This window comes from Okeania hirsuta, from assembly GCF_003838195.1.
GTDB lineage: Bacteria > Cyanobacteriota > Cyanobacteriia > Cyanobacteriales > Microcoleaceae > Okeania > Okeania hirsuta.
Window position 1 is genome coordinate 1 of the sequence record NZ_RCBY01000128.1, and the last position, 23,132, is coordinate 23,132.

Consider the following 23,132-nt stretch of genomic DNA (forward strand, 5'->3'; position numbering starts at 1 on the left):
TTCCTGTAGATATTCACCCTTGGGTTTACACAAACGATATAAACGGACATGATATCAGTCTCAGATGAATATAGAATGTTTTCGGAAAAATGAACAAGGAATTTGGATTTCTCACACTTATAATAGGGGAGAAAAAGTTAATTTTGCTAGTGTACATTTTAATTGTCAGATTGAATTAATCTATCGAAAAGTTCCTGGGATAGAATTCATTAATGGATAATTGATAATGGATAATTGATAATTAGGGTTTGCGGAAAAAGTCTGTTGGTAAAGGCAGGGAATAGAAAATAGGCGATCGCTCTCCCTTTCCAACTCTTCCCTCTCTCCCCACACTTCCCACACTTCCCACACTCCCCACACTCTACAACAATTCCACCGTCCCCCGATACCCATCTACCCTAACTTTTTGCCCATCCTGTAAACGAGTCATCGCTCCAGAAACATTCATTACTGCTGGAATGCCATATTCCCGCGCAATAATAGCTCCGTGGGATAACTGTCCCCCCACTTCAGCAATAATACCTTTTGCCTTCAATAATAATGGTGCCCAACCTGCATCCGTATAAGGCACAACAATAATGGGATTTTCGCCTTCAGCAATACTCACTCCTGCACTACGACAAACTTTCACATAACCTTCCACAGAACCGACACTTGCAGGTATACCTGACAAAATAGAGGCATTCTCAGCAGTCGCTGCAATTTCTGGATTTTCCTGTGGTAAGACATTGCCGTAAACTACCGAGGGAACTAGGCGATCGCGGTCTTTTTCCAACTGTTCCTTTCTTTCACAGATAAGTTGTCCAAGCAGGCGATCGCTAAACATTCCTGCCCGATCAAGGAGGCGATCGCTAAACATCCCCTCCTTCTCAAGGGGGGTTAGGAGGGATTCTTTTGTTGGGTTTCGTTCCTCAACCCAACCTACTGTTAAAATCCATTGCCGAATTTCCTCAAATTCCAAATAAAAAATATCACCCTTTTCTTCAAAAACCTCTAGATTTTCTTGTAAGTCATCATTTTTGACTTTTGACTTTTGACTTTTAACTTCTAAATTTTCTTGTCGCTCATCACTTTTGACTTTTGACTTTTGACTTTTGACTTTTATTTCTATTGCTAAAAACGTCAGTCGTAAATAAGCCAAAAATTTCCCATAAACCTCAGCAATTTTCCCCTTAGTTATCGCACGTTTTGCACATTGCGCCAGTCGCCACCTCTGCCACAAGTTTAAAGACCTTACCGAAAAACTCTCTTTAAAATTATCTTTTTCCCCCTCACCTTTCCGAGCCATTGCAAATAATAACTCACGGAAATTATCCGGCTTTTCTCCCCAAGTTGCCACGGCAATATCCGTACCAACTTCACTCAAATAACCATAACTTTCCAACCATTGCTGAAACTCCCTTTGTAATTCCTGATTTTGCTCAAACTCTGCCTCTATTTCCCCATCAGATTTAGTTGCCATTTTTAACTTAACGGCTAACCTTTGTAATTCTCGAATCGAAATAATTTCTGGTGCAGTATCAGTAGGTAGCCATTCCTCAGAAACTCGGAAGAGCGATCGCCTAATCGCCAAACCTATGGGACCCAAAATATTATAAAAAGTAATCGGTTTTAACCATGCTTGAATTTGTTCTGCTTGGTCTAATAATTCTGATAAAGACTGAGATGAATTTTGTTTGAAATTATTTTCTAAACTTTGTAGAGCGGGAATGAAAATTTGATGATAGTCTCGTTCAAATTCGCGGTCAACAGCCATTTCTTTTTGAATCAATCGCCATAAACCAGGCAAAGAAGGCAAAACTTTTCCTAAAGGCGGTTTTCCCATTTTTTGCCCTCGTAATAAAAACTCTAAACCCTGCTCCGGCAATCCCATCATTCTAAAAATTTCCCCTAACAAAGTAGCATTAAAATAAGCATGGGAACCGAGCAAAGTTGCCGTTTCAGTAAAATCTAATTTTGCTACCTTTTCCCCTAAAACAATAGTAAAAATTTCTCCCCAAACTCCACAAGTCAAAGGACGATTTATCGACCAAGTTAAAGGATGAATTGCCCCAGGAATTACCTCTGCTGCAATAGTTCGCGTCCAAATTGGTCTGAGATTAGTAATGGGGCGACTTTGTAAAATCCAAATTTTTTCACCATCCCAACACCATTCAATATCCTGGGGTAAACCATGAAAAAAGACTTCTATAGCCTCTGCTTGATTTACCAATTCTTGAATAATTTTTTCAGGTAAAATATCCTGATTTTTTACTTGCTCTAAAGATTGATTTTTATCTTTTTCTTTTGAGTTTAATACCTCGTCATCCACATTGTCTACAGGCTGTTTAAAATTGATTGAAGTTTGAGTCACAATCAACTTTTTCCCTATTCTTTCTTCCTCCTTTCTTCTTCCCTCTTTCTTCTTCCCTCTTCCTTCTTCTGAAGTTTGAGTAACCATCAACTTTTTCCCTTTTCCTTTTTCTTCCTTCCTTCTTCCCTCTTCCTTCTTCCCTTTTCCTTTTTCTTCCTTCCTTCTTCCCTCTTCCTTCTTCCTTCTTCCTTCTTCAACAATTTCTAAATGTACCGGACTAAACTGCCCACCCACAACTTTTTCTGCACCGCCTGGCAGAGCTTCAATAATTATTTTGGTGCCACCATCTAAAGGATTACGAGTAAACATTACTCCAGCAACTTGACTAATAATATAAGGCTGAATTAATACTGCCATTTCTGCATCAGGAATTTCTCTTTGCCGACGATAAGCAACAGCTTCTGGCAACCAATAAGATTGACGACAAATATTAATTGCCTCTAATAATTCCGTTTGATTTTTCACCGGATAAATAGTTTGATATTGTCCGGCTGCCGAACTATTATCGCTATCTTCCCCCACAGCAGAAGAACGAACAATTAGGGGAAAATTAATAGACATTTTATTTTTATCCAGCTCTGATGAAGGGAAGTAGATATTAAGTAGTGAAGAATCAATTCCCTTATCCAAATTTCCTTGAGTATCTGCTTCAGTTGCAGGTAAAACAAAACCTTTAACAACATTAAAACCAGCTTTTTTCAATTGAGCTAATCTAGCTGCTTTATCGCCACATATTTTGGCATCTAGTTCACTATCGAGAGAAAATAGAATTTGTTTTTTTAAAGCCATATCATCACTTTGCCTCAGATTTATTACTACTAATAAAATTGCTAATCCTAATGCTGCGAAAAGTTCAAAAAAAGATGCCTCCTGGCGAAATAATAACACCCATAAAAAACTACTGAGACATCCCAGACGAGCTGCCCATTGTCGGATATTTTGATTTTTTTGAGGAAATATTTTTTTTCCTATTACTAATATTAAAAAACCTGTAATTCCCGAACCCAATGCCACCAGAGGAGAATAAACCAAAACTCCCCAACTAGCATTAGTAACACCTCCACCTTTAGCAATAAAATATCTACCTGCGACTAATAAAATTAATCCCACTAACTGCAAGGCAAAAATCTCTGGAAATAAGACTTTTGCTATTAAAACTGGCGCAATACCTCTAACTATTTCCGCTAATACTGCTGTTATTGCCACTGGTTTTGGCGCGTGAGTAAACGCTGCTGCCACACTAACATTACCCGTACCAACTTTTTTGAGGTCGATATTTGCCAGAATTTTAACTATTAAACCAGTAAATGGGAGAGCTCCGAGACAAAAACAGATAGCTAGAAACAATACTAAGACTAATATATACATACAGAAAATTGCAGGTAAATGAGTTCAATAATTTAGAATGCGCGAATGCCAGAATTACCTCTCCTTGAAAAGAAGAGGATTGACTAATCATGAAAATTTTTATTTATTATCCCCTTGAAAAGGGAGGCTTTCAACCACAATTTTTCGGTAAAAATATGAATGTTCAATAATTTAGAATGCGGGAATTTAGAATGACGGAATAATTAAATAATTTGCGCCTTGAAGACTCCTCTTTTAAGGGAAAAAAAAAGAAAATATTCCTTATATTCAATCAAGAAAGGTTTTAACCAAAAGTAATTATCCATTATCCATTAATGAACTCTTCTTTTCAAGGAGAGGATTAGATTAAAAGGAATTTTTTTCTCCTCTTGCTCGATTGGATATGGTTAGGAAACCCATCCATAATTTTTCGGTAAAATGTTTGTAGTGCGGGCATCTTGCCCGCGACTGGTGTACGTTACTAATATGAAATACACTGTATTTAATTTTGATTTCTATAGTAAGGAACGAGTTGGTTAACACATAGATTAATGATCGACCTTAGACAGATAAATACTATTCCCTATTCCCTGCTATAGATTTAATTTCTATTTGATAATTGTCTTTAATTCTCTTGATAGGAAACTGAACAAACTTTGGTTCTCCCATCAGTTGCCAATCAAACATTTGTAGTAAATGAGATACAAACACTTTACTAACTAACATTGCCATCTGCGCTCCCAAACAAGCGTGGACACCACCACCGAAAGGGATAAATTCGTACATTTTACCCTCACCACGTTCTGGCAAAAAACGTTCTGGCTCAAATTTGTCTGGTTGCTCAAAATATTCAGGTATAATATGAGCAATTCTAGGTTCTGCAATCAAAGTCCAACCTTTCCGGTAGAGAATATCATCCACTACAACAGATTGAGTTAACCGACGACTAGCAGTAGGACTTGGCGGTAAAGTGCGGAGAGTTTCTTTAATTGTAGCTTCCAGAAAAATCATCTGTTTCAAATCTGCTGGTGAAAACTGACTAAAGTTGTTATTTTCTCCTAATAACGGAAACGAGGTTTACCATCGTGGGTATGTCCATATTTAATGATTTTAGTAGACTGGCACTCAGGACAATTGATCTCCACAAACTTAACTTTATTAACCTATTTGAATATATTACCATTACTATGCAGAACTACCTCTGACTTTTGACTTGCGCGTAGCGCTATACTCATTCTATATAGATATTCTTGAGAGCAATCTTGAATGTAATCGCAATATGAAAAAATGATCGATATTATCTGCCGTCAAACTATGAATGCAGTTAGACTAACTCTAAAACACAATTGAGGATTTTGATATACTTACCCATAAGATCGACATATCAAAATCCTCAATTGTGTTTTAGAGTTAGTCAAACTATGAATGCAGTTAGACTAACTCTAAAACACAATTGAGGATTTTGATATACTTACCCATAAGATCGACATATCAAAATCCTCTATAAACAGGTTTAAAGAAGAATTAAACTTCCGTTTCAAATAAAGCAAGTCGCAGTCGCTCGGTCGCTTCTTCCATTTCAGCTAATGACTCAATGCTAATAACCATGCTACGGTCAATTCCTAAAATTTCTGCTGCTTTAGCCACAGCAGCTTTTTCTTTTTCTTGGTAAACTCCATCAGCTCGACTCATCTTAATCGCTTGGTATAACATGGAACGGCGAAAATTCAGAGGAAAATCGTACTTGATACCACTCAACATATCCTCAATGCTAGCATTTTTCCAATCGAATTTGCGTAGCGTTTCAATGTACTCCGTAGAGTCTACGAACAAAAGTTCTTGTTCATCAATATACCACTGGAATTCTTTTTCTGCTAATTCGCCATCTGCTCCAGCGATCGCCATTAATGCACCACCGTAGTTCACTGCCACATCAAAATCAATTGGTGCACTGATCTTATACCGATGTTCGGCATATTTTGTCGGTTGGAGGCTTTTTCCACCACTCATATTTTACTCCTTTTACTCTATAGTTTTGAGCGTCTTTAACTATATTTGATATTGATTCATTTTGTCAAGTTTATATTGTTCGTATAGCAGGGAACAGGAATTAGTTAATGAACTTGAAAAAGGGCGTTGCTGAGTGGTATAGCAATGTGCGCTGGCATATTTACAAATTACAAGAGGTGTCCAAGAGCTAAAAGTCTTATATTATCGGTTTTTTATTCCCCCTGCTGCCTGTTGCCAGATGAGCTGTTGCCTGCGCACAGCGCTATAATGATTTTGAGATTAACTTTGGGCGCAAAACATCAGTTTTTCAATTTTACCTTCAGCTAATAGACATCTCCAAGAATCAAAAATCAATATCTATATCCCAAAGAAATTATCAATTCTTTCCCCTCCACGGTCGGGCCCCGCGGGTGGCTTCCCTACAGCAAAGCTGCCTACTCCCTACTCCCTATGGATGGAGTAGATGTCTAATTATCATTACATTTAAGCAACGCCTGAAAAAGCATGGGGGCAATTCTTTTTATATAGTAGAATTCTCAAGAAACAAGACCCATTACGTCAAATATATTTAGCAGTCAAGCGCAATATTTTTGAAACCTTTTTTAAGGAGGAAGTTGGACAACTTTTATTAGAAGAACCTGGTTTTCGTCTGTTTGTTTTTGATGCCAAGATTGAGGAAATTATTCAATGGAAACCACAAATCAACTCTTAGACCTGGAAAAATGGCGTGAAACACTCATAAAAATTTTGCGGCGTTGCTGAATAAATGTATGATTTCACAGGAAGACCGAGGACTGAGTCAGGAGGACCGAGTCAGCAGAGTAGGTAGAAACAAGTTTTTCGGTGATTAAATTAGGAAGAAATAGGTATAATTTGCAGTATTGTTTTGGCTGAAAATTTACCACTAGTTGAATTTCATACCTCAAATCAGCAACGCCAATTTTGCAATACTACGCCGATCTTCCTTACTGCTATGGTGATGTGAAAACATACACGATCATTAGTAGCGATCGCAACCATTTTCTGTTAGTCCATGAAGGATGGGAGGATAGTCGCCGTGTATATGGTACTATTGTCCATGCTGAAATCCGCAATGATAAAATTTGGATTCACTACGATGGTATTGAAGATGGTACTACGGATGAACTTGTTGGTGCTGGAGTACCGAAGCATAGAATTGTACTTGCTTTTCATCCTCCAGAGATTCGTCAACATAGTGGGTATGGATAAGTCTTTAGGAGTCAGGACTCAGGACTCAGGACTTAGGACTCAGGAGTTATATCAAATCCGGTAGCATCGGTGTAATTAGATTAAAGAGGGTGGGGAGTAGGGGAGCAGGGCGAGATTAAATTTAGCACCCCAGTTATTGTTAATTATTCTTATGTTTACTTCCCGTTCTCGGACGTTGTATGCAACTTCCCTACTGCTCTACTCCCTCTTTTCTAGAGATGTCCGATCAAAATTCAACAAAATATTAGCAGCTTCATCTAAATCTTTCCCAAAAGAAATTATCCCATCTTCGTGACCTGCCATTACTAATATTTTTTCTACTCCTAACTTCTCCTCATCAAACAAACGAAATATTTCTTTTGCCATTTGTGGAGTACCATAAGGTACTTTTTGATTAGAAGTAGGAACTTTATACATAAGTCCTTGCCAAAGCTGAGAATTATGAATATGAATAATACCCATAATTTCTGGTTGATAATAATAGATAGCAGCATGAGTTAAAGATTCAGAAGAAGCTTTAACAGGTCCGCAACAAGTTAGGCTATTTTCCTCAATATTAAAATCAGTAACTACCGTGTAAAATTCCGGTCCTAAAGTTTCTAAATGGGCGGTTTGAGTGCCAGTAATAATAAACTGATTTGAGTCATTTATTCTCTGACTAACATTACCAAAACCAATGCCATTTTCATAAGCACCAATTAATCCTAACGAGTACATAAAATCTCGCTTTTTCATTAAATCAGTAATGCTATCGCTTGTCACAGGTTCCTCTTTAACCCAATGACAATTATATTTAATTACTCCCTCATCCATAACCATAAATTTAATCGTGAAAAATAACAGTTAATATCATTAATGTAGGTTGGGTTGAATAACAAAACCCAATAGACATCTCCAAAATCAAAAATAAAATCAATTCTTATCCATAAATTATCAATTACTCCCCTCCTGGGAGGGGTTAGGGGTGGGTTCCCTGTTCCCTATTCTCTATTCCCTATTCCCTATTCCCTCTTTTCTGGAGACGTCTAATAGATAAGACATTAGCAAAACTTAGATTATGTCCGCATAGTTTTTCCTGACTATATATAATAGAGTTGTCGCTAAATAGAGGGAAAAAATCGTTCCAACCTAGACAGAGCAATAATTCCCAGATTTTTTGGTTGCCAATAGCTACAATCCTTACAGAACAAAGTTTTTGGGGATTTTTTAAGTTATAAAGCGACAAGTCTAATATCAAATCTGGTTAATTAGGTATAAAAAAATGTTACATCACAAGCGCCATTGCCAAATCTTTCTTGATCTCCCCACATTCTCCTCCTGGGATTTTATCTCCCCAGATTCGCCTCTTGGGAGGGGTTAGGGGTGGGTCTCCACATTCTTTATCTAATTACACCAATGCTACCGGATTTGATATAATTTCTTTGTATAAGTCCAACTTGGTATTTGTTGGGTTAAGCGGGAGCGCAACCCAACCTACTGTATCATAACTAATTAGATGGCTTAATTTTCCGCAGGAACGAAATTTAATGCTTGACCATTCAACTGAGGAAACTCAATAAACACATCTATAAAGTCACCTGTTGCACCATCAAAACGAACCACACTACCAGTACCAGTGCTACTAGCATAGAGATTACCATCTGGTCCAAAACCTAACCCTCTTGGGGCATCCAATATTGGCACTTCCTCTGCATCTAAACCAGCATCAAGTACATCTAACAACGCTCCTGTCTCAACATCATACACGCGAACACTAGCTACCGAATCATCCTGACCAAAAGGAAATTCACTGCTGACATAGATATTGCCATCCAGACCATTAATCACATCTAGGGGACTTAATTCAGGGTCATTGACAAAATTAGGATTCAATACTTGACCCGTAAGACCATCATATTGAATGACTGTTCCACCGCCACCACCTGTTGCTGGGTCGGCACCATTTCCTAAGTAAAAATTGCCATCGGAACCAAATACAAAACCTCTGGGAAAATCTACTAATTCTGAGGGAATAAACTCATCAATAAAATCTCCAGTTTGACCGTTGAAACGTACAATTGAACCTAGCGATCGCGCCCCTACATAATAATTATTATCTGGTCCAAAAACGGCACCTCCACCATTTAATTCGGGAAATTCAGTAAATGTTTCAATGAAGTTTCCTGTAGTGGCATCGAAGCGTAAAACATTGTCATTTCCACCATTAATTAAAACAGTATTAGACCCATCAATTTCTTGTACAATATCTCTGGGGTCGGTTAATTCTCCACCATTAGGAAATTCACCAATTAATCGACCAGTTAAACCATCAAAACGAATGGCTGCATCATTACCATTATTAGCTGCACTTGTAACAACTACATCAAATATTGTGCCGATAAAATTTTGGGAAAATAATCTATTTTCAGCAATACCAAAATTAACGAAATGTTCGATGGTAGTTAATAAGTTTTGTTGAACTGCATCAGCAACATCTGGATTTTCTTGGAGATAAATATCGGTATTAAATTGAGAATTAGGATCGAGATTTTCAAATTGACCGACTTGAATAAAATGTTGAATGGGAGTGATTGAGTTTTGTTGAACTAAGGCAGCAACATCTGGATTATTGGTTAAATAAAAGTTAGTATCAAAAAAAATACTGGGGTCTCGCCCTTCAAATTGACCGAAGCGAATAAAGTGGTCAAAGCCGCTTTGTACGATGCCATTGTTTACTGCTTCTGCAATTTCGGGGTTAACATTTAGATAAAGGTTTTCATCAAATAAGTCACTAATTTCTAGCATAGGTCATGTATTTATTCGGGATATCTTAGTTATTAATGCACAAGTCTTTTTATTTGGCAAGTTTTTGTATTTTATTGCTTTTTATTTAGCAATAATTGAATAATTTTTGTGGAGATTTTCCTATGTTTATGACTTGCTTGGAAAAAATCAGCAAATCCTATTTAGATATTTTCATTTTTGCATCTTTCTAGATATTTTCAAATTGATAATCTTGAGTTTATTTAATGATGTGCTTTTAGAGCGGGTATCATTGGGGATAAAAAAAAGATAATTCCGTATTTTCTTGCCTCCTTATTGCAGAGTTACTGAAGTCCGCAGTTCCTCCGAAGGAGGCTAACTGATAACTGATAACTGAAATGACCTGTTATAGCAGTCGAAGGAAAGGTTAGGACATATTAAAAGCCTAAAATTCAGACAAAGCAATATTTTTTCTTCTTCCTTCTTCCTTCTTCCTTCTTCCTTCTTCCTTCTTCCTTCTTTCTTTTTCCTTCTGCTATATTTGATAGATATTTTAACCTAGAATATTTTCCACTCCAGCTATATTTCCAATTTCTGCTTGTTCAATAATCCTTCTATATTGTAATCTCCATTGCAAAGCATTAGAGATAGTAATATAACCCTGTTGTGGAGGTTCTTTTATTATTCTTTCAGCCAAAATTTCCCGTCCTATTTCATCTAAAGGAAGGTTACGATCTTCTAAAAATCCTATTACATCATCTTCATTACCATTACGACTAATAATTTCTAGTAAACCTCGTGTTGTTTGATAATCTCCTGTTTTTTCTTTGGCTACAAATATCGCGCTTTTAAAATTTAAACTTGCTGCTCGTAATTCTTGATTATCTATTTTTTCATACACAAAGACAAGTAGATGATAGCCTAATCCATAAACCTTTTGACTAGCATCTCTAAACGGACAAGATGATTGTGGTTGTCGAATAGAAGTTACCTTCAAATCTACTTCTAATTCTGGAAAATCTATCCCACTAGCTGCACTCCCTGGAGTATATAAATATTTGGATATTAAATATTTATTGAATGCTTGTTCTACATAAGTTCCTATTGCTTTACCATCGGTAATACCGTACAAATCAAAAATTGGTCTAACAGTTAATTCTCTAACAAAAATTGCTGCTTCAGTTTTAAACAATGATAGTGTCAGTTATTTCATATATTTATTAGTATTGAATTAACTAAATAATGTTAATTGTTGCCAAGTCCGATGGTTAAATTTAAAGTTTTGTTTGCCTATTCTTTGACATATCCATTTTACACAATCTGGCACAACTGAATTACCATATAAAGCATATTGGTGATAAATTTTAGCAACCCGACACCAATTATCAAGAAATCCCATTAAGCGAGCATATTCTACAAATGTTTGATATCTGAATTTTATTAATATCACCTAATACTATTGAGTCACTACCAAAATTACTTTGATAAACCTGACAGCAAAGTTCGTTAATATCATTAGCCCAAATAGTTTCAATATTTGCAGCTTTCATTCCTAAACAAAATCCACCAATTCCAGAAAATAATTCTATGGCTTTGAGTGTGTTAATATTATTCAATTTATTATCTCCTTTTGTAAGCATTCAGCCGTCAGCTATTAGCTATCAGCTATTAATTTTGAGGAAGATAAAAGCAACCTTTAAAATTGAGAAAGAATAAAAGTTACTGGCAAATTCCCCTTCCTAAACCTTAGAAGTAATTACTCATTACTAATTGCTGACTGCTTAGTGCTAATAGCTGAATGCTTACCTCCTTTTAACTAGCTATCAGCATTTTCCGTACCGGAATGCTCTGCAAACAGCACTCAGCTTTTAGCGTGCTGAAAACTTGGGTTTAAACCCCCAACTTCTAGGTTGTCGTTTAATTTTAGGAGGGGTTGAAATCCCCTTTTTAATGAAATAACGATCGCTATCTCAAACTTTCAACCTAACTAACTATCAAAACGGACATAATATAATTTGTGTTTAAACTATTTCCTACGTTCTAAATTTTCAAGTATGACGGCTTGTCTTTTGACATTTTAACTACCCTTACCCATTATAAAAAAATTAAAAATTATAAAATAAAGGAAAAACAAGGATGAAACAATTATTAAAACTCACATCAATCATACTAATTGTAACTGCGGGATTAGGAATTGCTAAAACAGTTCATTCTTCTGGTAACAATCTAATTGCTGATGAGTCTCATGGGGGTATGGGTCATAGTCATAAAAAAATAGAAATTCCAGCAGATAAACCAGTTCCTGAAGTTGATTTAGTTGCTTATAAGGATACTATGAAAGGATGGAATTTAGAGTTGAAGCTAACTAACTTTAAGTTTGCCCCGGAAACAGTAAATCAAAGTAGTAATCCTAATGAAGGTCATGCTCATTTATATATCAATGACAAAAAAATTACTAGAATTTATAGCAATTGGTATTATCTGGGAAATTTAGACCCAGGCAGCAATAAAATAACTGTTACCCTAAATACGAATAAACACGAAGATTTAGTCAGTAACAGTAAGATGATTATGGATACAGAAATTATTGAAGTGACAGCCCAAAAATAGGGTGAATCTCAATTTTGAATAAAGCCAAAAATTTATCGCTTTTAGGGAACAGGGAACAGGAAACAGGGAATAGGGAATATATAGGAAAAAAGTATTTTTGCAAATATGAGACGCACCCCAAAAATAGGATTAATTACAGCAGTTATCGAGTTGATGAATTACAAGGTTTTATTGCTTTAGGGAACAGGGAAAAGGGATAAATTTATCAGAGAAAAGATTTTTATTATTGCTAATTAATGAGACTTGATATAACTTATAAATAATCATCCCTTCCTTCTTCCTTCTTCCTTCTTCAACTATTTATCTTTTTTAAATATCAGAATATATAATCCTCGCCCACTAGAAGGATTAAAAACCACATCAGTTTGACTTAATTCCCATCCATCTTTACCCGCATCGTTTAAAGCTTCTATATAGCGGTCTCTTTCTTCATTACTTTGAGGAAAACCAAATTGATATTCAACCTTATATTCATATTTTCTACCTCTACCTTGACTTAACTTTTCTGAATCGATCGCCTCAATTTTTTGTTCTATTTTAGGTGTAGTTTTAGCAATGGAAGTTGCCAAAGTTTTATTAGGTGAAAAAATTAACGCCACCGCTAGACAAATAATCGCAATATTCAAAACAATTAAGTTAATAACTATAAGTTTATTTAGATTCCAGTCTCTCATATCATGTCTGCTTGAATATTTACACTTTAGTGGAAGGAAGGCAGAAAGCAGAAGGGTTTCTTACAATTATGATTTAATTCTATATTCACTTTTGTAGGTTGGGTTGAGGAACAAAATTCAACACATAGGACATTAGCATAACTTACATTATTTCTGCTTAAACAAAGAAATATAATCAACTATGCTCCGGTCATAATATTTCGCATTTTTAACTTCTAAGAGCTATCCATAACCATAAATTTAAGAGTGAAAAATAACTGTTAATGTAGGTTTGGTTTAGGTATTTGTTGGGTTGCGCTTACGCTTAACCCAACCTACTGTATCTTTCTCCTTTTCCTCCTCTTACTTCTTTCTTTCCTCCTGACTTCTGACTCCTGACTCCTGACTCCTCTCTCAACCCATAATATTGCTAAAAAACTCTATTGTTTCTTTCAAAGCAACAATAAAAGCATCAATATCATTACGATTATTATAAAAAGATAAACTTGCTCTAGCTGTGGATGAAATATTCAAATATTTATGTAAAGGTTGGGCACAATGATGACCGGAACGAATTGCTACACCTGCTTCATCTAACATTGTTGATAAATCGTTGGGATGAATTTTTTCTACAGTAAAAGATGCTAATGCTGCCCTACTTTCACCTTTCTCATTTGGTTGAGGCCCATAAATAGTAACTTCAGGAATTTGGTTCAATCTTTCAAATAAATAAGTAGTTAATTCTGCTTCATAATTATGGATTTTTTCCATACCTATATTTGTCAGATAATCTACTGCTGCACCAAGAGCGATCGCTTCTCCAATAGCTGGTGTTCCTGCTTCAAATTTATGAGGTAATTCGGCATAGGTGGAATGGTCAAAAAATACCTCGGAAATCATTTCGCCTCCTCCTAAGAATGGAGGCATTTTCTCTAATAATTCTAATTTTCCATAGAGAAAACCAATACCAGTAGGAGCGCACATTTTATGACCGGAAGCTACTAACCAATCACAATCTATTTCCCGTACATCTACTCTTATATGAGGTACACTTTGGCAAGCATCTATTAATACTTTTGCTCTATTTTGATGAGCGACCGCGCAGATTTCTTGCACTGGATTTTGACAGCCTAAAACATTAGAAATATGGGCAACTGCTACTAATTTTGTTTTATCTGAAACTAGAGTTTTATATTGTTCAAAATCAAATTCTCCGGTCTTGGTTAGCTCTACGAATTTTAAAACTGCTCCAGTTTTTTGAGCAACCATTTGCCAGGGAACAAAATTACTATGATGTTCCATAACTGAGACAATAATTTCATCTCCTGCTTTGAGATTATTTAAACCCCAAGAATAGGCGACTAAATTAATTGCTTCACTAGCATTTCGAGTATAAACAATTTCATTCCGAGATGCTGCATTGACAAAAGCAGCTATTTTATCTCTTGCCCCTTCATAAGCATCTGTTGCTTTTGAGCTTAAGGTATGAATACCACGATGCACATTAGAATTATATTTCAGGTAATATTCTTGCCAAGCATTAATAACTGCTAGAGGTTTTTGTGAAGTAGCAGCATTATCTAAATAAACCAGTGGTTTACCATTTATTTCCTGATTTAAAATCGGAAATTCTTCCCGTACTTTTTCACCTAGTGTTTTTTCTTGAATAATAGTCATTTTTTCAGCTATCAGTTATTAGTAAGCATTTAGCTATCAGCTATCAGCTATCAGCTATGAGTTATTAACTCATTATTACACCGAAGGAGGAATTAGTCCCCAAGGAGTAATACCATTTATCAAAAACTTTTCTACATTTTGTTGAGCAGGGGAGTCGGGGAGTCGGGGAGTTAGGGAGAAGTAAAAAGTAAGAATAATTAACATTAACTGGGCTATTTTTAGCAAAAAGGTGATTCGGTCTGTTTTAATTAGTTAATAACTGAAATTTTACCCAAGTATAGCGTTACTTTTAGGAATTGGTATAATAAGTCTCAATCAACTTTTTAGCTCACTTGCTTAGTTCCTTCTTTTTACTTTTTCCTTATTACTCTCTTTGAAACTTTACTACACCGAAGGAGGAATTAATCTCCAAGGAGTAATAAGTCTCAATCAATTTTTTAACTCACCTTCCTCCTTCCTCCTTCTTCCTTCTTCCTTCTTTTACACTTTACAAGCAACACATTGTTTTAAAATATTTTGCAAAGAAGGTAAGGGCAACTTGTTAATAATTTCTGCTGCAAAAGCATCAATTAATAAATTACGACTTACTTCTTCATTCAAACCTCGACTTTGTAAATAAAACACTTCATCATCATCCAACTGACTAACAGTTGCACCATGGGAACATTGAACATTATCAGCAATAATTTCTAATTGCGGTTTTGTATCAACCCTCCCACCAGAAGAAAGTAACAAATTACGATTTAACTGAGCTGCATTAGTCAACTGTGCAGTTTGAGAAACATAGACTTTGCCATTAAATATAGAATGTGCTTTGTCATCAACAATACACTTATAAAGTTGCTCAGTTACACCATTGGGATGATTCAAAATAATGGCACTGTGAGTATCTGCTTCTTGCTCATTCCCAATAAATGCCAAACCATAAAGATTAGTTTCCGTTCCCTCGCCCATTTGAGAAACTTCTAAATTATGACGAGATAATTTTGCCCCTAAATGGATAGCATTGCAAGTATAACGACTATTCTTCGCTTGAGCGATCGCTGTTTTGCCGATATGAAATGCTGTTCCTGCATCTCGCTGCACCCTGCTATGATTAATTTCCGCATTTTCCTCTACCCATATTTCTGTAACTGTATTTGTCAGATAGGGGCGAGAAGTGGGTGCTTCCGGACAAATAACTTCTGCCGTAACACAATGCTCAATTATTGTCGCACTACTGTTACGCTCCGCTACTACTAAACAACGACGCTGAGTCAAAATCGGAATTTCAGTCTGAGTCGCAATAAATAATAGATGTATTGGTTTTTCTACAACTTGATTTTTTGGCAACCATACCACTGCTGCATCAGTTAAACCAGCAGTATTTAGGGATGTAAATACTTCTTTACTTCCCTGTTGTTGCCCCAAATAATCTCCGATGCGGTCTTGATATTCGGGAGGTAACTGCCCTAGGTTTCCGACAAACACTCGATCTGTCAAACCTTCGACTAATGATAACTTTGGTGCAAATACCCCATTCACAAATACCAACCGACTGTCTGTTGCTTCCGGCAAAATAAAAGGAGTAATATTCAAAGCATCCAAATTTACTGGTGCAGGTGCTTGAAAATTTAACTTCATCATTGCAGACAAGTCAGAAAACCGCCATTCTTCATCTTGCTTTGTCGGAAAGGCCAACTCACGCACCCAGGTTCCTGCGCGATCGCGTACTTGCTGTAACCAACTTGCCATTTTTCCATCTAGAGGAAATTCTGGCGGTACCGTTGGAGATACTCCTTTACAACACTCTTTCAGTAACTTGTCTAAATAAGATATCTCTGGTTTTACAGAAACTTGCATACTTTTCACACTCCCACTTTTGCCTCTTCAATCAAATCATCGTAACCTTTTTCTTCTAATTCTAATGCTAATTCTTTTGTACCAGTTTTAATAATTCTACCGCCTTCTGTTACATGAACAAAGTCTGGCACAATATAGTTTAATAAACGTTGATAGTGAGTAATTACTAACAGAGAATTTGACTCATTTGCTAATTCATTTACTCCATTTGCTACTATTCTCAAAGCATCAATATCTAACCCTGAGTCAGTCTCATCTAAAATTGCTAATTTTGGATCTAACAATGCCATTTGTAAGATTTCATTTCGCTTTTTTTCTCCACCAGAAAAGCCTTCATTTACACTGCGGTCTAAAAACTCTGGTTTCATCTTGACAATATCTAATTTATCCTGCACCAAATCGTCAAAATCAAAAGCGTCTAATTCTTCTAATCCCTGATGTTTACGTTTAGTGTTATAAGCAACTCGCAAAAAGTCTAAATTACTAACTCCAGGAATTTCTAGGGGATATTGAAATGCCAAGAAAATGCCATTTAATGAACGTTCTTCAGGTTCCATTTCTAATAAATTTTTGCCTAAAAATGTAATTTCTCCCCCTGTAACTTCGTAGGCAGGATGACCTGCTAATACTTTAGAAAAAGTACTTTTACCGGAACCATTTGGCCCCATGATGGCATGAATTTCTCCAGCTTTTATTTCTAAATTTAAGCCTTTAAGAATCTCTTTTCCTTCTACATTAGCAGTTAAATTTTTAACAGATAAAATAACTTCGCTATTTTCTTTAATCATATATACCTCTTTTGTAATTTATAATGAATAATTGATAACTTTTTATTGGTTTTTTGATTTTGCCTATTTAACAATAGCCGTCATCCGTAAATAATGAATAATTAATAATGAATAATTAATAATTATTTGATTTGGTCGATTTAACAATAGCCGTCATCCGTAAATAATGAATAATTAATAATGAATAATTAATAATTATTTGATTTGGTCGATTTGACAATAGCTGTCAGAAGTTTTAAGAGTTCTATGCAGTCTTGATTAATTGAGTCAAACCCTTTGACATCAATGTAATTTGCTTGATGTAATAGCTCTAACCAATACAGAGTTTCATTGACCTCTTTTAGAGAAATAGCCATTTTATGTACAAAGTCGGCAGGACTTTCAGCGTATTCAGCTTCACGCACCAAAGCACCAATTGCTGTACCACTACGAAGTAATTGCTTTGATCAAACATACTCCTGTTTCTCTTGATTAAGGTGTTTTGACAGTTTAACAATTCGTAGTGCAAATGCAAATAATTTTTCTTTGACTACATTATTTTTCATAATTAGCAATTATCCATTAATAATTATTAGAGCTGATTTACAAAGTAAATATTAAGAGGATAAATGCTTTACAATGCAAGAATTTGACACTATCCCCCAGGACATAATTTTCCGCAAACCAATAGTATAAATGAGCTTCAACTCAGTTTACAAATCAGCTCTTAATTATTAATTATTAATTATTAATTATTAATTATCCCACTGTTCCTTCCAACTTTAAACTCAATAATTTGTCAGCTTCAACAGCAAATTCCATAGGCAACTCATTAAAAACATCCTTACAAAAACCACTAATAATCATAGACACCGCATCTTCAGCAGAAATTCCCCGTTGAGTAAAATAGAAAAGTTGGTCTTCCCCAATTTTAGAAGTAGAAGCTTCATGCTCAACCTTAGCAGTATTATTATCTACTTGAATGTAAGGAAAAGTATTTGCTTGAGCGCGATCGCCAATTAACATTGAGTCACATTGAGAATAATTCCGCGACCCCTTAGCACCAGACCCCATTTTCACCAAACCACGGTAACTATTAGCAGAGTTGCCAGCAGAAATACCCTTAGAAATAATTGTACTGCGAGTATTTTTGCCAATATGTACCATTTTCGTACCTGTATCTGCTTGCTGCTTATTATTAGTCAGAGCAACAGAATAAAATTCTCCCACGGAGTTGTCCCCCACCAAAACACAACTAGGATATTTCCAGGTAATAGCAGAACCAGTTTCTACCTGCGTCCAAGAAATTTTAGAATTTACTCCCTTGCACAAACCGCGCTTAGTCACAAAATTATAAATACCACCCTTACCATTTTCATCACCAGCAAACCAGTTTTGCACCGTCGAATAATTAATCTCAGCATTGTCAAGAGTGACAAGTTCAACTACAGCAGCGTGAAGTTGGTTAGTATCAAACATTGGAGCAGTACAACCTTCCAAATATGTTACTGAACTACCTTCCTCAGCAACAATTAAAGTCCGCTCAAACTGACCAGCATCTCCGTTATTAATTCTGAAGTAAGTAGAAAGATCCATCGGACATTTTACACCTTTAGGAATAAAGACAAAAGACCCATCACTAAATACAGCAGAATTAAGAGCAGTAAAAAAATTATCCCCTACAGGTACAACACTACCAAGATATTTTTCCACCAACTCTGGATATTCCTGCACTGCTTCAGAAATAGAACAAAAAATCACACCATCTTCAGCAAGTTTCTCCTTAAAAGTAGTCGCAACAGAAACACTATCAAATACAGCATCAACCGCAACATTACTCAGACGCTTCTGCTCCGAAAGGGGAATGCCAAGTTTCTCAAAAGTATCTAACAAAGTAGGATCTACTTCATCCAGACTTTTCTTCTTATCTTGAACTTTTGGTGCAGAATAGTAAATAATATTTTGATAATCTATTTGTGGATAGTCAACCTGTGCCCATACTGGTTCCTTCATTTGTAGCCACTTTCGATATGCTTTCAGACGAAAGTTGAGCATGAACTCTGGCTCATTTTTTTTAGCAGATATCAGACGAATTACATCTTCGCTCAGTCCACGAGGAATAGTTTCTGATTCGATATCGGTAACGAAACCATACTTATAAGGTTGATTAACTAAGGTTGTTACTTTAGCAGTCATTGTATTTATTTCCTAGTTATATTTACTTCTTTAGTAATTTAGATGGCCTTTAGCAGCCACTTAAACAACTTATTTGTTGCTTAAGTCTATTTTAGGTTACATTAACAACAATGATATTGTCAAAGTCCAATTTAAATATTTTTTTTTGACAAAATGGAAATTACCCAACAAAATTCGACCAAACAAGAAATCCTACAACATTTAATGAAGCGAACTCAAGCCACCGCTTTAGAGTTGGCAGAATCTTTAGAAATTAGTCCCCAAGCTATACGTCGCCATTTAAAAGACTTAGAAGCAGAAGGACTGATTATATATAAGTCAGTACAAACCGGGATGGGAAGGCCACAACATATTTATCAATTAACAACTCAAGGACGCGATCGCTTTCCCCATAATTATGATGAATTTGCCGTTTCCTTCCTTGACACCTTAGCCGAAACTATTGGCCAGGACCAACTCAGTCAAGTATTCCACAAACAATGGCAGCGTAAAGCAATGCACTATCGCCAACTATTAGGGACAGGAAAAGTGCAGGAACGCGTAGCCCATTTAGTAGAACTCCGCAAAGCAGAGGGTTTCATGGCAGAGTGGTCTCCTGTAGAATCTCAGGAAGTGGACGAGCGATCGCTCAAAATTCAGAATTCAAAAGTCAAAAGTGATTCAGCTTCCTCAGCAGAAATAGGAGAACCACAGTTGCCCGTTGAACGCTACATATTTATGGAGCACAACTGTGCTATCTCCAGTGTGGCCGAATCTTTCCCCAGTGTTTGTGGCCATGAATTAGAGATGTTTGGTGCTGTACTGCCTGATTGTACTGTGGAGAGAACTCATTGGATTGTTAATGGAGAACATCGTTGTGGTTATTTAATAACTAAGAGAGGGAACAGGGAACAGGGAACAGGGAATAGGGAATAGGGGGGAAACATTTCCTTTATCATCAGTCTCTGTCCTAAACAACTTGTTCTTGTTCCTTGCTATAAAAATGAGTGTCTAATTCTGATATAGAATCCGGTTATTTAACGAACTCAGAACTCAGAACTCAGAACTCAGAACTCAGAAGTTATTTTTGTAATGAGGATTTGAGCAAGGTTCCAAAAATATTTCGCCAGTCAAGGCGGGGTTTTATACCGATATTATTTTGATAAATATGATATGTGTTTACCATTCTATAATTACTCCCCCACTCCCCTACTCCCCCACTCCCCTACTCCCTACTCCCTTCCCTATCCCTGTATCCGTGCCATAATCAGTGTGAGCAACTTCCCTTTGATCCTTAATAAAAAAATATAAAATCAAAAATTAATATGCAACAATCTATGGAATTTTTAACAGCGGAGGAATCTGCTCAAGTTGATGGGGCGCTCCTAACTTCCAAAGACAAGTTTTCAACGCGACTGGCCATTTATTCATTGAGGTGTCTGAAGCAAATAGCAGAAGAAACAGGTTTAGCTCCAGAAGAAATACCCTCAGAGCAAATAACTACTTGGATTCAAAAGGACGAGAATATTAAGGAACATTTAGATGTAGATGCTAACTTTGAGAGCTTTTTTACTAGGTTAGTCATCTCCTCGTTACGTCCTTTAAAAGAGGTTTCTCAAGAATTTGGTGTACCACTCCAAGATTTGACGGTGCAACAGGTGGTTAAATGGTATGAGAAAGAGGGGAGATGAGGAGATAGGGACCCACCCCTAACCCCTCCCAGGAGGGGAATTTGGGGAGATGGGGAGATGGGAGAAAATTTCAACTTTTTTCCCATCTCCCCACCCCTAACCCCTCCCAGGAGGGGAATTTGGGGAGATGGGGAGATGGGAGAAAATTTCAACTTTTTTCCCCTATTCTCTAACTGAATATCCTAACTTCTGATTCCTGTACGTGGCCAATCTGATGATTGCCCTACCTAAAGACCTGAGCCAAAAGCACATACCGCGTGCAAAGATATCAAAAGGGTTCTATATACTTACTGCTGCTTGCTAAAGCTTCAAAACATGGACTATCCAATACTTATATCTACAAAATGTCTATGTTTTTATGCCATTAATCTGTGTTATTATTACATATGTCTGCTAGGAGAAAAGAATTTTAGCAACAATTATGGAGTGTTTGGCACTCGACTTTTCGTGTTTGACGAAAACCCCCCTAGGGAATTCTAAACTCAATGTGTTTGAGCAGAACATTAACCTTCTTTGCCAGTAGACTTATGGACGAGTGAGCAGGAATTTCGCTCAACATCACCGATGAAGAGCGTGTTTAGGATTGTCTAGATTTTTAGAAGGTGTATAACAGGGAAACAATCTAAGATTTATCTGAATTTCTCCCCTGCTCCCCTACTCCCCTTGGCCGGAAATTCAGAGATTAAAAAAAATTTGCTTAGGGGGTTGACATTTCTGAAAAAGATATTTATAGTAATAAATGTCAGGAAAAAAAAGCACCTAACACCTGAAACGGTTAGAAAAAAATAAAATAATTAATATATCTAATTATTAGCTTTTCCTGGTGTCTATGACGTAGTGGACCCACTCCGATCCATCCCGAACTCGGAAGTTAAACGCTATGGTGGCGAAGATACTCGGCGGGTAGCTGCCCGGTAAAATAGCGCGATGCCAGGTTAAATATAAACGAAGGTTCTCTCAACGATACGAGAGAACCTTTGTTTTTTAGTGAATTAAAAAGAAAATCAGAGAAGTCTATTATATATGGCACAGCTAAAAGTGTGCAAAACTTGTAGGGTGCGTTAGACGGCTAAAATTTAGATTGTGAAAGGTATTTAACAATCCGTCGTAACGCACCATTTTAGATTATTAGATTAGATGTGTCAGTCCAGTAGTAGACTGATAAAATTTAGATATAAAATTTAGATTGTGAAAGGTATTTAACAATCCGTCGTATAATATACATCTCCAAGAATCAAAAATCAATATCTATAATCCCAAAGAAATTATCAATTCTTTCCCCTCCACGGTCGGGGCCCGCGGGTGGGTTCCCTACTGCCTACAGCAAAGCTGCCTACTCCCTATGGGTGGAGTAGATGTCTAATTATCATTACATTTAAGCAACGCCGAAAATTAGGCATTGGTGAATGCGTAATGCTTTTGTCTCAAATATCTATGAAAAAACTATAATTGTACCGTTCATAAATATGTAATGGCATTACCTAATCACCAACCCCGAAAATTAGGTGTGTCGGTCCACTACTCTACTTTGCCTTTCTTACGAGCCACTAATCCACCTAGTCCTAAGCCAAGTAAGGCTAGGATGCTGCCTGGTTCGGGGGTAGATTCAAGGGAAGTTGTCTCAATCTCAAAGTTGAGAGTTCTTGTTTCCTTTTGAAAGGGTAAATTAGGAGTAGTAATAGTAATGCTATCATCATTGACTACTCCCCGGACTTAAGTCACGGGGATTCTAAGCAGATACTACGCAACAGGATAAATCCGTGTTGCTCCGTTTCTTCTTAGCTGACCAAAGATATACTCTTTGGGGACAAGTCAAAGTGCCCCTACACAGTTGGCTTAAGTTTAACCCTAGCTTTCTGCTTACTTTTGTGATTATATTTGCAGCTCCATTACAGTCTGCATTAATACACCAATTATTACCTGTTCTATACAAACCACGCTGTCTTGATGCAGTCGCTCATGGGGGAAACCCCCAAGACCGCGCTGCATCGCTTTATTCTCTTTCCTGACGGTTTCCAATTATTGGGTTTCTCAC

Annotated in this window: 21 protein-coding genes, 1 rRNA gene and 3 pseudogenes; 6 read left to right on the forward strand and 19 right to left on the reverse strand. The window is 36.5% G+C overall.

Features of this window, described 5'->3' with window-relative positions:
• Positions 1–180 precede the first annotated feature (180 nt).
• From D5R40_RS35630 to D5R40_RS19800, 5 genes and pseudogenes are all read right to left on the reverse strand, one after another.
• On the reverse strand, positions 181–360 hold the full coding sequence (locus tag D5R40_RS35630) for a hypothetical protein (RefSeq protein ID WP_161564757.1): 180 nt from the start codon (positions 358–360) through the stop codon (positions 181–183).
• A gap of 1 nt (position 361) precedes the next feature.
• Positions 362–3,721, reverse strand: coding sequence for a glycerol-3-phosphate acyltransferase (locus D5R40_RS19790; RefSeq protein WP_124155093.1), 3,360 nt, complete (start codon positions 3,719–3,721; stop codon positions 362–364).
• A 555-nt stretch (positions 3,722–4,276) separates the two neighbouring features.
• Positions 4,277–4,726, reverse strand: a pseudogene (locus D5R40_RS19795) (cytochrome P450); the annotation flags it as partial.
• Positions 4,727–4,758: 32 nt separating this feature from the next.
• Complete coding sequence (locus D5R40_RS42720; protein WP_375339394.1) at positions 4,759–4,845, reverse strand: IS1/IS1595 family N-terminal zinc-binding domain-containing protein; 87 nt, start codon at positions 4,843–4,845, stop codon at positions 4,759–4,761.
• Between the two features lie 379 nt (positions 4,846–5,224).
• The gene (locus tag D5R40_RS19800) at positions 5,225–5,710 is read right to left on the reverse strand and encodes a TerB family tellurite resistance protein (RefSeq protein ID WP_124147742.1); all 486 of its coding nucleotides are present in this window, start codon (positions 5,708–5,710) and stop codon (positions 5,225–5,227) included.
• Between the two features lie 508 nt (positions 5,711–6,218).
• Here D5R40_RS19800 and D5R40_RS19805 point away from each other — a divergent pair.
• Positions 6,219–6,422: pseudogene (locus tag D5R40_RS19805) on the forward strand (element excision factor XisH family protein); the annotation flags it as partial.
• Positions 6,423–6,652: 230 nt separating this feature from the next.
• Positions 6,653–6,940: a XisI protein gene (locus tag D5R40_RS19810; protein WP_375339393.1), complete on the forward strand. Its 288-nt coding sequence runs from the start codon at positions 6,653–6,655 to the stop codon at positions 6,938–6,940.
• A 198-nt stretch (positions 6,941–7,138) separates the two neighbouring features.
• Here the strand turns inward: D5R40_RS19810 and D5R40_RS19815 are convergent, their stop codons facing one another.
• From D5R40_RS19815 to D5R40_RS19835, 5 genes are all read right to left on the reverse strand, one after another.
• On the reverse strand, positions 7,139–7,759 hold the full coding sequence (locus D5R40_RS19815; RefSeq protein WP_124147744.1) for a class II aldolase/adducin family protein: 621 nt from the start codon (positions 7,757–7,759) through the stop codon (positions 7,139–7,141).
• A 681-nt stretch (positions 7,760–8,440) separates the two neighbouring features.
• Positions 8,441–9,724 (reverse strand): Vgb family protein, encoded by a 1,284-nt coding sequence (locus D5R40_RS19820; RefSeq protein ID WP_124147745.1) that lies wholly within the window; start codon positions 9,722–9,724, stop codon positions 8,441–8,443.
• 511 nt (positions 9,725–10,235) lie between these two features.
• Positions 10,236–10,874, reverse strand: a complete 639-nt coding sequence (locus tag D5R40_RS19825) for a type II restriction-modification system restriction endonuclease (RefSeq protein WP_240039201.1) — start codon at positions 10,872–10,874, stop codon at positions 10,236–10,238.
• Between the two features lie 39 nt (positions 10,875–10,913).
• A complete protein-coding gene (locus D5R40_RS19830; RefSeq protein WP_240039202.1) occupies positions 10,914–11,081 on the reverse strand; it encodes a hypothetical protein in 168 nt (55 codons plus the stop codon).
• Positions 11,068–11,298 (reverse strand): DNA cytosine methyltransferase, encoded by a 231-nt coding sequence (locus D5R40_RS19835; protein WP_161564758.1) that lies wholly within the window; start codon positions 11,296–11,298, stop codon positions 11,068–11,070. The genes D5R40_RS19830 and D5R40_RS19835 overlap by 14 nt, the downstream gene beginning before the upstream one ends.
• A gap of 520 nt (positions 11,299–11,818) precedes the next feature.
• Between D5R40_RS19835 and D5R40_RS19840 the strand changes: the two genes are divergently transcribed.
• Entirely contained in the window at positions 11,819–12,292 is a 474-nt protein-coding gene (locus tag D5R40_RS19840; protein WP_124147747.1) for a hypothetical protein, read from the forward strand.
• A gap of 296 nt (positions 12,293–12,588) precedes the next feature.
• Here the strand turns inward: D5R40_RS19840 and D5R40_RS19845 are convergent, their stop codons facing one another.
• The 7 genes and pseudogenes from D5R40_RS19845 to sufB all read right to left on the reverse strand — a co-directional run bounded on the left by D5R40_RS19845 (position 12,589) and on the right by sufB (position 19,427).
• Positions 12,589–12,966: a DUF4177 domain-containing protein gene (locus D5R40_RS19845; RefSeq protein WP_124147748.1), complete on the reverse strand. Its 378-nt coding sequence runs from the start codon at positions 12,964–12,966 to the stop codon at positions 12,589–12,591.
• Positions 12,967–13,359: 393 nt separating this feature from the next.
• Positions 13,360–14,622: a SufS family cysteine desulfurase gene (locus D5R40_RS19850; protein ID WP_124147749.1), complete on the reverse strand. Its 1,263-nt coding sequence runs from the start codon at positions 14,620–14,622 to the stop codon at positions 13,360–13,362.
• Positions 14,623–14,697: 75 nt separating this feature from the next.
• Positions 14,698–14,826, reverse strand: a complete 129-nt coding sequence (locus tag D5R40_RS41295) for a hypothetical protein (RefSeq protein WP_282433650.1) — start codon at positions 14,824–14,826, stop codon at positions 14,698–14,700.
• Between the two features lie 276 nt (positions 14,827–15,102).
• Entirely contained in the window at positions 15,103–16,464 is a 1,362-nt protein-coding gene (gene sufD / locus D5R40_RS19855; RefSeq protein WP_124147750.1) for a Fe-S cluster assembly protein SufD, read from the reverse strand.
• 5 nt (positions 16,465–16,469) lie between these two features.
• Positions 16,470–17,252, reverse strand: coding sequence for a Fe-S cluster assembly ATPase SufC (gene sufC, locus D5R40_RS19860; protein ID WP_124147751.1), 783 nt, complete (start codon positions 17,250–17,252; stop codon positions 16,470–16,472).
• A 188-nt stretch (positions 17,253–17,440) separates the two neighbouring features.
• Positions 17,441–17,686 (reverse strand): annotated as a pseudogene (locus tag D5R40_RS39845) (four helix bundle protein); the annotation flags it as partial.
• 304 nt (positions 17,687–17,990) lie between these two features.
• Positions 17,991–19,427, reverse strand: a complete 1,437-nt coding sequence (gene sufB / locus D5R40_RS19870) for a Fe-S cluster assembly protein SufB (protein WP_124147752.1) — start codon at positions 19,425–19,427, stop codon at positions 17,991–17,993.
• Positions 19,428–19,580: 153 nt separating this feature from the next.
• On the opposite strand from sufB, the gene sufR reads away from it, so the two are divergent.
• From sufR to rrf, 3 genes are all read left to right on the forward strand, one after another.
• The gene (sufR, locus tag D5R40_RS19875; RefSeq protein ID WP_124147753.1) at positions 19,581–20,342 is read left to right on the forward strand and encodes an iron-sulfur cluster biosynthesis transcriptional regulator SufR; all 762 of its coding nucleotides are present in this window, start codon (positions 19,581–19,583) and stop codon (positions 20,340–20,342) included.
• Positions 20,343–20,731: 389 nt separating this feature from the next.
• Positions 20,732–21,097, forward strand: a complete 366-nt coding sequence (locus D5R40_RS19880) for an NDH complex assembly factor CRR9 (protein WP_124155094.1) — start codon at positions 20,732–20,734, stop codon at positions 21,095–21,097.
• An 819-nt stretch (positions 21,098–21,916) separates the two neighbouring features.
• Positions 21,917–22,033: ribosomal RNA gene (gene rrf, locus D5R40_RS19885) — 5S ribosomal RNA — on the forward strand.
• 582 nt (positions 22,034–22,615) lie between these two features.
• Here the strand turns inward: rrf and D5R40_RS42725 are convergent.
• Both D5R40_RS42725 and D5R40_RS35635 read right to left on the reverse strand, forming a co-directional pair.
• The gene (locus D5R40_RS42725; protein WP_124147757.1) at positions 22,616–22,783 is read right to left on the reverse strand and encodes a PEP-CTERM sorting domain-containing protein; all 168 of its coding nucleotides are present in this window, start codon (positions 22,781–22,783) and stop codon (positions 22,616–22,618) included.
• Between the two features lie 186 nt (positions 22,784–22,969).
• Positions 22,970–23,116, reverse strand: a complete 147-nt coding sequence (locus D5R40_RS35635; protein ID WP_161564932.1) for a hypothetical protein — start codon at positions 23,114–23,116, stop codon at positions 22,970–22,972.
• Positions 23,117–23,132: the final 16 nt, after the last annotated feature.